The following is an 11987-nucleotide window of genomic DNA, read 5'->3' on the forward strand; positions in this document are numbered from 1 at the left end:
ATGCGTACGCCCGTCATAGCGGCCGCCGCCGGAGCACTCGCCCTCACGCTCGGCCTGACCGCGTGCGGCGGCGAATCCGGCTCGGGAGGCGGCGACGGCGACACGCTCACCGTCGGCGCCACCCCGACCCCGGCCGGCGAAGTCCTCACGTACATCAAGCAGAACCTCGCGAAGAAGAAGGGACTCGACCTCCAGATCACGGAGTTCACGGACTACGTCACGCCGAACACCGCGCTCCAGGAAGGGTCCCTCGACGCCAACCTCTACCAGCACGCCCCGTACTTGGAGGACTTCAACAAGTCCAAGAAGACGGAGCTCACGCCGGTGACCGAGGTCTATCTGCCGCCCATGGGGGTGTACGCGAAGAAGGCGAAGGACGTCACGGCGCTGCCCGCCGGTGCCACCGTCGCCGTACCGAACGACACCACCAACGAAGGCAGGGCGCTCGAACTCCTCGCCTCCAAGGGCGTCATCGGGCTCAAGAAGGGGGCCGGCGCGAACGCGACCCCCGAGGACATCACGTCCAACCCGAAGAAGCTCACCATCAAGCCGCTGGAACCCGCCCAGCTGCCCCGCTCCCTGGAAGACGTCGAAGCCGCGGTCATCAACAACAACTACGCGCTCGACGCCGGACTCAGCCCCAAGAAGGACGCCATCCTTCTCGAGTCGCCCAAGGACAATCCGTACAACAACGTGCTCGCCGTCAAGAAGGGCGACGAGGACGACCCCCGGGTCAAGAAGCTGGCGGAACTGCTGACTTCACCCGAGGTGAAGCAGTTCATCAAGGACAAGTACAAGGGCTCCGTCCTGCCCGTAGAAACGAGCTGACGCACAGTCCGTTTCCGCCCTCACCACGGGGTCCTCTCCTGATGAAGGAGCGGACCCCGTGGTGCGTTTGCGCGTCGACATGCTGCATGCTGGGCACTTCAGCAGGCCCGAGGGTTCCAGGTTACGGAGCAGCGCATGACAACCACCTTCCCCGACATCTCCATCAGCACGGAGCGGTTGGTGCTGCGCCCGTTCGAGGACGCCGACGTCTCCGCGTACGCGGAGATGATGAACGACGAGATGGTCACCGCCTGGACCTCCGTGCCCCAGCCGTTCACCGAGGACGACGCCCGCGACTGGATCAACCGCCTCGCACCCGCCGAGCGCACCGAGGGCCGAGGCATCGCCCTCGCCGTCACGGAGTTCCTCACCCAGCGCCTGGTCGGCATCGTGCAACTGCGCGACACCGACTGGCGCGTACGCTCCAGCGAACTCAGTTACGTCGTCGCCCCCTGGGCCCGCGGCGAGGGCTATGCCTCCGAGGCGGCGCTCGCCACCGCCCAGTGGCTCTTCAGCGACCAGCGCTTCGAGCGCATCGAGCTGCGCACCGCCGCCGACAACACCGCCGCCCAGCAGGTCGCGCAGAAGATCGGCTGCATCAGCGAGGGCGTCCTGCGGGGCGCCTGGATAGCGCGTACGAGGAACGGCGGAGACCCCTTCGGCGGCTGGATCGACGTCCGGACCGACCTCATCGTGTGGAGCCTGCTCCCCGAGGATCTGGAAGGCGTCGGCGAGCAGCTCGCGGACAGCGGGTTCAGCGCCTACTCCGACTGGAACTGACCGCCGGAGCGTCACAGAGGTTCACCAGGTACGCTCGCCCCTGGCCGCACGCGGTTGCCCCCGCACAGGACGCCCGGCCCATCCGACGACCCGCGAGAACCCAGGAGACAGACGACGATGGCCGACCGCGTCACGGTGATCGGCTGGGACGGCTCGCCGCTGACCGCCGCCGCGCGCTCGGCGCTCGGCGCCGCCACCCTCGTCGCGGGCGCCGCCCACCACCTCGCGCTCACCGCGGTCCCACCCGCCGCGGAACGGATCCGCCTGGGCAGCGTGAGCCTGGCCGCCCGCCGCATCGCCGCCCATCGCGGCACTGCCGTGGTCCTCGCCGACGGCGACCCCGGGTTCTTCGGCGTCGTACGCACACTGCGTGCCCCCGAATTCGGCCTGGAGGTCGAAGTGGTGCCCGCCGTCTCCTCCGTCGCCCAGGCCTTCGCCCGCGCCGGGATGCCCTGGGACGACGCCGAGGTCGTGGTCGCCCACCCCCGCACGCTGCGTCGCGCGGTCAACGTCTGCCGCGCGCACACGAAAGTCGCCGTCCTCACCTCGCCCGGCGCGGGCCCTGCCGAGCTCGGCCTGCTCCTCCAGGGCGTGCACCGCACCTTCGTGATCTGCGAGGAGCTCGGCACCGAGCGCGAACAGGTCACCGTCCTCACCTCGGACAAGGCCGCCGACCACACGTGGCGCGACCCGAACGTCGTCATCGTCATCGGCGGCCCCGTCGCCGCGTCCGACACCGGCTGGATCGCGGGACGCGACTCGGGCACCCCGCGCGGCTGGGCCCTCCCCGCCCCCGCCTACGGCGGAGAGGCCCAGCTCGGCGAGGGCGAGAGCGACCGCCTGCGGGCCGCCCAACTCGCCCGCACCGGCCCGCGCGTGGGCGACCTGGTCTGGGACATCGGCTGCGGCAGCGGCGCCTTCACCGCCGAGGCGGCACGCTTCGGCGCCGCCGTCATCGCCGTCGACGCCGACCCCGACGCCTGCGCCCGCACCACGGCCGTCGCCCGCCACTTCGGCGTGCAGCCGCAGATCCTGCACGGCACCGCGCCGCACATCCTCGAAGACCTGCCCGAGCCCGATGTCGTACGGATCGGGGGCGGGGGAGCCGAGGTGGTCTCCGCCGTCGCCGACCGCCGCCCGGCGCGCATCGTGACGCACGCGTCGACCCGCGACGCGGCCGAACTCATCGGCAGGGGCCTGACGGAGCACGGATACGCGGTCGAATGCGCGCTGCTCCAGTCCGTCGAACTCGACACGCGCGCGTGGACGGAGCGGGAGCGGACCGTCGTCTTCCTGCTCTCGGGAACGTTGCCGGATCGCGCCCCGTGACCCTGCTGCCGCACGGTGCGGGGTAGGCTGGCGGATCGTTGTACCGCACCCGAGTGTCCGGCAAATAGTTGGTCAATGTCCGGAAAGCTCGCCCGTTTTGGGGGGTGTGTGGTACGGCAGGACCGGAGGGCGCGCAACGTGGCGCAGCCCACAGCGGGCCGTTGCGGATCAAGCCGCCGCGGTGGCAGGCCGACCGGGACAATGCCTGTTGTCCGTACGCGGCTCGTGCCGCGCGGCGCGCACGCTCGTTGAGATTGACGGGCGGTTGGTGCGCCGCTCCGGGCAATGGGGCTTCCCCGGCCGAAGGCTGAGGGGCGGTCGAAGAAGCACTAACCGATGGGCGAGGGGTTACGCATGACCGACACCGGCCAGGTCCCGGGCGAGGGACTGCCGGAGAACGCAGGCATGGTGGAGCAGCCGGGCGTCCCCGCCCCGGGTGCGTACACCTACCTCGACCCCTCCGAGAATCCCGCCGAGAGCGTCGCCCCCGCCGAAGACGACGACCTGTTGCTGATGCCGGGCGCCCAGGGCGCCTGGAGCGAGGCGCAGTCGGCACAGCACGCGGCGGCTGTCGCGCAGGGTGCTGGCCAGCAGGGCTTGGGCGAGCAGGGTGTGGGCCAGGCTGTGGGGGACGCGTCTCTGGCGGACCAGTACGCCGCAGGTCAGCCCGTGGCGGAACAGCCCCCGGCCGATCAGTCCGTCGGTGCGCAGTCCGCCGGTGCCCAGGCCGTCAGTGGCCAGCACGCGGCGGCCCCGCAGGCGTTCGCCCAGCAGTCGGCCGGGCAGCCGCAGCCCCAGCCCCAGCCGCAGGCCATGCACCAGCCGGGCCCGCACGAGACGGGCGGCCGCGACAGTGGCTCGGTCGACCTGAACGGCGTCCAGCTGCCGGGTGCGCCCACCCCGGCACCCGCGTCGCACCCCGGCCCCTCCCGCCGCCCGCTCCACCGGGGGCCTTCGGGTCCCGCCGTGCCCGACGCCTCGGGGAGCCCCGTACGTTCCCTCGCGGACCGCGGCCCGGCCGGTGCGCCGCAGCACGCGGCGCCCGTGCGGCACGCGGGCCCGCCCACGGTGGGGCCCGAGTACCTCGACATCCCGCGTGACGAGGAAGGGATGCTGCCGGGCCAGCAGCTCGGCGAGAACGCGCCGCAGGGCGCGACGCCGTGGACGTCTCAGCCGCAGCACTCGCAGCCTTCGCAGCCGTCGCAGAACTCGCAGTCTTCTCAGTCCGCGCAGCCTGCCGAGTCGGCACAGGCCGCCGCACCAGCAGAAACGGTCGTCCCGGACGTCACTCCCGTCACAGAGGGCACTCCGGACGCACCCGCCCCCGAGGCTCCGCAGCCCGCCCCGGTCGCCGAGACGCCCGCTGTCGCCTTCCCGCAGGCCGCGGATGCCGCAGACCCCGCGATCGCGCAAGGCGCCGAGGCCGACGACCAGTTCGCGCAGACCGGCGCCGAAGCAGGGCAGCCCGCGTTCGCCGTGGACGCCGAGCAGCAGCAGCCGGCCGAGCAGCCGCCTGCCGTGGCCCCGTCCGCGCCCGCCCCGGAAGCGAGCCAGGAGCCCGCGCACGCGCAGGGTTCCGGTCAGCCGCAGTTCGCCATGGCCGGGGCGCAGCCCTGGTCGGACGCGCCGCTCGCGGGCGCCGGACACGCGGCTCAGGGCCCGCACATCGCGCAGGCCCCGCAGCCGCAGCAGGCCCAGCAGGCCCCGCAGTACGTCGAGGCCCCCGTGGCCCAGGCGCCGCAGGGCGAGGGGCTTCCCAGCGGTCCGAACCAGCCGTTCGCGGACCCCCAGGAACCCGCGCCCCTCGGCCAGTTCGTGCCGGTCGAGGGCTCGGTGCCGACCACGCCTCACCTGGCACCGACGCCTCCGCAGGCCCTGTCCGTACCCCCCGAGCACTTCGAGGCCCCGCAGCCCGAGTCCGCCGAAGCGCAGCCGGAGCCCGCCGTGGCCGAGGCAGCCCCGCCGGTCGCTGACCTCCCGGAGGCACCGGCGGCTCCGGAGGCACCGGCCGCTCCGGAGGCCCCCGAGCCCCCGGTGGCCCAGGAGCCCTCGGGCCTTCTCGAAGCCGCAGAACCCGCCGAAGCCCCCGAGGTCGCGGAACCCACCGAGGCCCTCCAGCCCGCGGCCACCGTGCCCGCCCCCCGTGACGGCGGAGAGCCCGCGGCGGCAACTCCCGTCCAGGAGACGGCCCCGGAGACACCAGAAGAGCCCGTGGCCGTGGCCCCCGTACCGGCGGAGGAAGCAGCCGAAGCCACGCCCCTCGCAGTGGCCGACGTACCCGTCGAAGCGGAGCCGGTTGCCGTGGCCGAGGACCCCGAGCCCCTGGCCGTCGTCGAAGCCGCGCCCGTCGAGGTGGCCGAAGCCGCCGACCCGATGGAAGCAGCCGACGAGGCCGCCCCCGCTGAGCCCGCTCAACAGCAGGAGCCCGTCCAGCAGCTGGAGCCCGTCCAGCAGCCCGAGCCCGTCCAGCAGTCGGAGGCGCCCGCCGCCCCCGCCTACGACGACGCCGAGCGCGAAGCCGTCCTGCGCGTCATGCGCGAACGCCGCGACATCCGCAACGGCTTCCGCAGCGACGCCATCCCGCACGAGGTACTGCTCCGCGTCCTGGAGGCGGCCCACACGGCGCCCTCCGTGGGCCACTCGCAGCCCTGGGACTTCGTCGTCATCCGCTCGGCGGAGACCCGCCGCACGATGCACGAGCTGGCCATGCGCCAGAAGGACGCGTACGCGAAGTCGCTCCCCAAGGGCCGCGCGAAGCAGTTCAAGGAACTGAAGATCGAGGCGATCCTCGACACCCCGGTGAACATCGTCGTCACCGCCGACCCGACCCGCGGCGGCCGCCACACCCTCGGCCGTCACACGCAGCCGCAGATGGCCCCGTACTCCTCCGCCCTCGCCGTCGAGAACCTCTGGCTCGCGGCGCGCGCCGAGGGCCTCGGCGTCGGCTGGGTCAGCTTCTTCGACGAACGCGAGATGGTCAGAACCCTCGGCCTGCCCGAGCACCTCGAAGTGGTGGCCTATCTCTGTGTCGGATACGTCGACGAGTTCCCGGAGGAGCCCGAGCTGATGCAGGCAGGCTGGTCCAAGCGCCGCCCGCTCTCGTGGGTCGTCCACGAGGAGACGTACGGCCGCCGAGCCCTGCCCGGCGAGGACCCGAGCGACCTCCTCGCGGAGACCGTCTCCAACATCCGCCCGCTGGACGCGAAGGCGCTCGGCGAGGCGTGGGAGCGGCAGAAGCGGATGACGAAGCCGCCGGGCGCGCTCGGCATGCTGGAGATCATCTCAGCGCAGCTTTCGGGCCTGTCCCGGCAGTGCCCGCCGCCGATCCCGGAGCCCGCGGCCGTCGCGATCTTCGCGGGCGACCACGGTGTGCACGCCCAGGGCGTCACCGCCTGGCCCCAGGAGGTGACCGCGCAGATGGTCGCCAACTTCCTCGGCGGCGGCGCGGTCTGCAACGCCTTCGCCAACCAGGTGGGCGCCGAGGTCTGCGTCATCGACGTCGGCGTGGCGAGCGAACTCCCGGCCACGCCCGGCCTGTTGCCCCGCAAGATCCGCGCGGGCACGGCCGACATGACGACGGGCCCTGCCCTGAGCCGCGAGGAGGTCAAGGCGGCCATCGAGGTCGGCATCGAGACCGCCCGCGACCTGGTGGCGGCGGGCAACAAGGCCCTGCTCACCGGCGAGATGGGCATCGCGAACACCACGGCGTCCGCGGCCCTCATCTCCGTCTACACGGACACGGACCCGGGCGAGGTGACCGGCCGCGGCACCGGCATCAACGACGAGATGCACAGCCGCAAGGTCGATGTCGTGCGCCGCGCCCTCGAACTGCATCAGCCCGACCCGGCCGACCCGATCGGCGTCCTCGCGGCGATCGGCGGCCTGGAGCACGCCGCGATGGTGGGCCTCCTCCTGGGCGGCGCCTCCCTCCGTACGCCGGTGATCCTGGACGGCGTGAGCGCCGGCGCGGCGGCCCTGGTCGCCCGCGCCATCGCCCCCGAGGTCCTCGCGGCCTGCATCGCGGGCCACCGCAGCGCGGAACCGGGCCACGTGGCGGCCCTCAACAAGCTGGGCCTGCGCCCCTTGGTCGACCTCGACCTCCGCCTGGGCGAGGGCACCGGTGCCCTCCTTGCCCTCCCGGTGGTCCAGAGCGCGGCCCGCGCGATGCACGAGGTGGCGACGTTCGACTCGGCGGGCGTGACAGAGAAGTAGCAGCCGGTTGGTTTGTGGGCATGCGTTCCGCACGGCGGAACGGGTGGGCACAAACGCACCACGATCCGCAGACGAACGTGGGTCTGGGGCGGAGCCCCAGTTTCGGGAAGGGGCGGGCTTGGGGAAAGAAACCCCACCCCGCCCCAGCCATACTGAACCCGCACGTCAAAGCAGCCGCTCCACCGCCGCAGCGGCCAGCACAACCCCCCGCCTCGCGAGGAGCCGCAACGCCATGGCAGAAAGCCCCGCCTACCCCGTAGGCCTCCGCCTCACCGCCCGCCGCACGGTAGTGCTCGGCGGCGGCCAGGTGGCCCAGCGCCGCCTGCCCGCCCTGATCGCGGCGGGCGCCGACATCCTCCTCGTATCGCCGACGGCGACGCCCTCCGTGGAGGCGATGGCGGACGCGGGCGAGATCACCTGGGAGCGCCGCCGCTACGAGACCGGCGACCTCAAGGACGCCTGGTACGCCCTCATCGCCACCAGCGACAGCGAGGCCAACACGGCGGCCTCCGCGGAAGCCGAAGCCCACCGCGTCTGGTGCGTCCGCTCGGACGACGCCGACGCCGCCACCGCCCTGACCCCCGCGACCGGCCGCTCCGAAGGCGTCACGGTCGCCGTCCTCACCACGGACATCCACGGCCGCGACCCCCGCCGCACCGCGGCCATCCGCGACGCGGTCGTCGAGGGCCTGCGCGACGGCACCCTCGTGGCGCCCCACCACCGCACCCGCACCCCGGGCGTCGCCCTCGTCGGCGGCGGACCCGGCGACCCGGACCTCATCACGGTCCGCGGCCGTCGCCTCCTCGCCGAGGCGGACGTAGTCATCGCCGACCGGCTCGGCCCCCGGGACCTGCTCGACGAACTCCCGCCGCACGTCGAGGTGATCGACGCCGCGAAGATCCCGTACGGCCGTTTCATGGCCCAGGAGGCCATCAACAACGCGCTCATCGAGCACGCCAAGCAGGGCAAGTCGGTCGTACGTCTCAAGGGCGGTGACCCCTTCGTCTTCGGGCGCGGCATGGAAGAGGCCCAGGCGCTCGCCGAGGCGGGCATCCCCTGCACGGTGGTCCCCGGCATCTCCAGCTCGATCTCGGTGCCCGGCGCCGCGGGCATCCCCGTCACGCACCGCGGTGTCGCCCACGAGTTCACGGTGGTCAGCGGTCACGTGGCGCCGGACGACGAGCGCTCCCTGGTCGACTGGGCGTCCCTGGCGAAGCTGCGCGGCACCCTCGTCGTCCTGATGGGCGTGGACAAGATCGGCAGGATCGCCGAGACGCTCACCGCGCACGGCCGGTCGCCTCAGACCCCCGTCGCCCTGATCCAGGAGGGCACCACCGCGGCCCAGCGCCGCGTGGACGCCACGCTCGCCACCGTAGCCGCCGAGGTCGCCGCCCACGAGGTGAAGCCCCCGGCCGTCATCGTCATCGGCGACGTGGTGAACGTGGGGCCCGGCCGCCCCGCGTAACCACTCCGAGCCCCCGCGTAACCACCGGTAACCCAACCCGTCCCAAGGCGTTGGCACCACACCCAGGACAAGGCAGTATCACCCTGTGGCTGATCTCATCTCCATCGACGACCCCACCGACCCGCGCCTGCGCGACTACACGGGCCTGACCGACGTCGAACTGCGCCGCAAGCGCGAGCCCGCCGAGGGCCTCTTCATCGCCGAGGGCGAGAAGGTGATCAGGCGCGCCAAGCAGGCGGGCTACGAGATGCGCTCGATGCTGCTCTCCGCGAAGTGGGTCGACGTCATGCGGGACGTCATCGACGAGGTCCCGGCCCCCGTGTACGCGGTCAACCCCGACCTGGCCGAGCAGGTCACCGGCTACCACGTGCACCGCGGCGCCCTCGCCTCGATGCAGCGCAAGCCGCTGCCGACGTCGGACGAACTCCTCACCAGGGCACGTCGCGTCGTCGTCATGGAGTCGGTGAACGACCACACCAACATCGGGGCGATCTTCCGCAGCGCCGCCGCCCTCGGCATGGACGCGGTCCTGCTCTCACCGGACTGCGCGGACCCGCTCTACCGCCGCTCGGTGAAGGTCTCCATGGGCGCGGTCTTCTCCGTCCCCTACGCCCGGCTCGAATCCTGGCCGAAGGGCCTGGACGGCGTACGGGAAGCGGGCTTCAACCTCCTCGCGCTCACCCCGGACGAGAAGGCGAAGACCCTGGACGAGGCGGCGCCCCACCGCATGGACCGGGTGGCGCTGATGCTCGGCGCGGAAGGCGAAGGCCTCACCACGAAGGCCCTGATGGCAGCCGACGAATGGGTCCGCATCCCGATGGCGCACGGCGTCGACTCCCTGAACGTGGGAGCGGCGGCCGCGGTCGCCTTCTACGCCGTGGCGACGGGCCGCCCTCAGCTCTGAGGACCCGGCCCCGGATCCAGCCGCTGGCTCTGCTGTACGTCGCGCACATCGTGTACGCCGCTGCCGCCGAGCCCGCGCGCGGGGCCCTGGCACCCCTGGGCCGCCGCGATCCCCAGGGCCACGAGCAGCGTCACGACCACGAACACGAAGAGCCGCTGGCGCAGCAGCCGCGGATTGGCGGGCCGACGCGCGCCGCCGGAGCGCGTGGTGTTCCGGGACGCCGAAGGCCGTGAGCCGGACCGCGAGGAACTGGACCCGGCCCGCGAGGAATTAGGCCGTGAGGAACCCGTACGGGACGGGCCGGTGCGCGAGGAACCCGGCCGTGACGAACCGGTCCGCGGCGGGGGAGTGCCCTGCGGCTGACGCCGCTGGGTGCGCTGGTCCGCGTACTCCTCGGCCATCCGTCCCGTGGGGCGGTCCTGGTCCTGCCGGGGCGCGGGCGGCCGCGGATCCGTCAGGCCCTGTGCCTCGCGGGCCGCGATCTCCTTGAGCCTGAGCGACAGTTGGAGCGTGCTGGGACGCTCCTCCGGGTCCTTGGCGAGGCAAGCCCGGATCAGCGGGGCGAGCGCGTCAGGGACCCCGCCGAGCTGCGCCTCCTCATGGACGACGCGGTAGAGCATGACCTCTGAACTGCCGTGCCCGAAGGGTGAGTCCGCCATTCCCGCGTACGCGAGGGTGGCGCCGAGGGCGAACACGTCCGTGGCGGGTGTGACGGCGGCGCCGCGCACCTGCTCGGGCGCGAGGAATCCGGGCGACCCGACGGCCGTACCCACGTGGGTCAGGGTCGAGGCGCCGGTGGCCCAGGCGATGCCGAAGTCGATGATCCGCGGTCCCTTCGGGGACAGCAGGATGTTCGACGGCTTCAGGTCGCGGTGCACGACTCCGGCTTCATGTACGGCGACGAGGCCTTCGGCGAGCGCCGAACCGACGACCGCCACGTCGGCCGCGGAGAGCGGCCCCTCGGCGGCGACCTTGTCGTGCAGGGAGGGCCCGGGCACGTACTGCGTGGCGAACCACGGCCGGTCGGCGTCGAGATCGGCGGCGACGAGCCGCGCGGTGCAGCCGCCGCGGATCCGCCGGGCCGCGGAGACCTCGCGCGCGAAGCGCGAACGGAACTCCTCGTCCTCCGCCAGATCGGGCCGGATCACCTTCAGGGCGACGCGCTGCCCCCGCCGGTCCGACCCCAGGTAGACGACCCCCATGCCGCCGGCGCCCAGCCGCCTGTGCAGTCTGAACGAGCCGACGACACGCGGGTCCTCGCGCCGGAGCCGCATCATCGCCATGTCCATCCCCGCTGCCCGGTCCGTTGTCGTGCCACAGCTTACGTTTCCGTGGCCGGGCAGGTGCAGAGGCCGCGCCCTCGCGGCCCGACCGATTGTCAGTGCCGGGTGGGAAACTTGAAGAGTGGTCAGGGCGCCGGGGGAAAGCGGCCGTTGTCAGGGTCGGCTACCCCAACCATCCATCGCTGAAGGGGGATTGATCCCGTGAAAGGTGATCGCGTGGAGATAGTCGTGGACGCCGGGGACACGACACGGACGTACGAGGTGGTGGCGAGCCGGGCGGGCCGCCGGGTGGAGACGGCGGTCCGCAGGGGGGTGGTCGAAGTGAGCGAAGTCACCCGTAGCGGGTCCGTCGTGCGGACGGCACGGTTCATGTCGACCCGAGTCCTGGCTCTGGTCGAACAGCCCGTCCCCCGGGAGGACACGTCGGAGCGGGCCGCCCGCCCCCTCCGGGAAGACCCTGAGACCTAGGACCCCGTCTCCACCCACGGGAGTACATGACCGACGATCGCTCATCCTCCGGGAGGCCCGGCAATCGGTACGAGGGCATGACGACCCAGGCTGCCGGCGCACCTAGATTTGAGGTCAAGCGGCGGGTGGCAGCACTCGTCCCCCGAGGTCAGACACCCGCCGCTGCCAAATTCATACAGACTCGGTCAGGAGAGGAACCATGGCGGACACGGCACCGCGGGCAATGATCCGCACGCAAGGACGTAAGGCCTTCGCCTCGTTCGGCGTCCGCCCGTCCGGCACGCGTCACCCCTTGGTGGCGACGGCCATGGTTCTTCCCCTGGCGGCCCTGCTGGTGGTCGTCTTCGGCGGCTGGGAAGCAGTGGTCACACAGGCGTCGTCCGTGGGCGTGATGCTGGGGCGCTGAGCGGCGCCCCGGGCCCGGATGAGCGGTCCGGGCGGGGACATCCGGCCAGGAAACCCCGTGGGGACGGGGGTGCGGCGGACGGCACGAGAAATGCCCGCGCAGCTGGGGAGCTGCGCGGGCACTTCTTTGTGCGCCGGGGCTCTGCGGGGATCTCTTGGGCGCCGCAGAGCCCCGGCTGCGCCGAGCTCGTCCTCAAACGCCGGACGGGCTGGATTCGTCACCCCCCCGCACGAAAGACGCGCCTCGGCGCCGTCTGCCACCGGCTGCGCCGCGCTGGTCTTCGAGCGTCGGGAGGGTTGGGTTGTTCGTCTC

9 protein-coding genes are annotated in these 11987 nt (G+C 72.6%); 8 read left to right on the forward strand and 1 reads right to left on the reverse strand.

Annotation, left to right across the window (positions count from 1 at the left end):
* From ACWGI2_RS36870 to ACWGI2_RS36895, 6 genes are all read left to right on the forward strand, one after another.
* Nucleotides 1-828, forward strand: coding sequence for a MetQ/NlpA family ABC transporter substrate-binding protein (locus ACWGI2_RS36870; RefSeq protein ID WP_453700216.1), 828 nt, complete (start codon nucleotides 1-3; stop codon nucleotides 826-828).
* 135 nt (nucleotides 829-963) lie between these two features.
* Entirely contained in the window at nucleotides 964-1608 is a 645-nt protein-coding gene (locus tag ACWGI2_RS36875) for a GNAT family N-acetyltransferase (RefSeq protein WP_453399483.1), read from the forward strand.
* A gap of 117 nt (nucleotides 1609-1725) precedes the next feature.
* On the forward strand, nucleotides 1726-2937 hold the full coding sequence (cbiE, locus tag ACWGI2_RS36880; RefSeq protein WP_453700217.1) for a precorrin-6y C5,15-methyltransferase (decarboxylating) subunit CbiE: 1212 nt from the start codon (nucleotides 1726-1728) through the stop codon (nucleotides 2935-2937).
* A 354-nt stretch (nucleotides 2938-3291) separates the two neighbouring features.
* Nucleotides 3292-7149 (forward strand): nicotinate-nucleotide--dimethylbenzimidazole phosphoribosyltransferase, encoded by a 3858-nt coding sequence (gene cobT / locus ACWGI2_RS36885; RefSeq protein WP_453700219.1) that lies wholly within the window; start codon nucleotides 3292-3294, stop codon nucleotides 7147-7149.
* A 232-nt stretch (nucleotides 7150-7381) separates the two neighbouring features.
* Nucleotides 7382-8614, forward strand: a complete 1233-nt coding sequence (cobA, locus tag ACWGI2_RS36890) for a uroporphyrinogen-III C-methyltransferase (RefSeq protein WP_453700220.1) — start codon at nucleotides 7382-7384, stop codon at nucleotides 8612-8614.
* A gap of 85 nt (nucleotides 8615-8699) precedes the next feature.
* Nucleotides 8700-9518 carry a TrmH family RNA methyltransferase gene (locus ACWGI2_RS36895; RefSeq protein ID WP_453399487.1) on the forward strand — a complete coding sequence of 273 codons (819 nt, stop codon included), beginning with the start codon at nucleotides 8700-8702 and terminating at the stop codon, nucleotides 9516-9518.
* Here the strand turns inward: ACWGI2_RS36895 and ACWGI2_RS36900 are convergent.
* Nucleotides 9509-10807, reverse strand: a complete 1299-nt coding sequence (locus ACWGI2_RS36900; protein ID WP_453399488.1) for a serine/threonine-protein kinase — start codon at nucleotides 10805-10807, stop codon at nucleotides 9509-9511. The genes ACWGI2_RS36895 and ACWGI2_RS36900 overlap by 10 nt on opposite strands.
* 195 nt (nucleotides 10808-11002) lie before the next feature.
* On the opposite strand from ACWGI2_RS36900, the gene ACWGI2_RS36905 reads away from it, so the two are divergent.
* Nucleotides 11003-11269, forward strand: coding sequence for a hypothetical protein (locus ACWGI2_RS36905; protein ID WP_160503828.1), 267 nt, complete (start codon nucleotides 11003-11005; stop codon nucleotides 11267-11269).
* Between the two features lie 199 nt (nucleotides 11270-11468).
* Nucleotides 11469-11675 carry a hypothetical protein gene (locus tag ACWGI2_RS36910; protein ID WP_399391815.1) on the forward strand — a complete coding sequence of 69 codons (207 nt, stop codon included), beginning with the start codon at nucleotides 11469-11471 and terminating at the stop codon, nucleotides 11673-11675.
* Nucleotides 11676-11987 lie beyond the last annotated feature (312 nt).

It is taken from the genome of Streptomyces sp. NPDC054866, assembly GCF_053610745.1.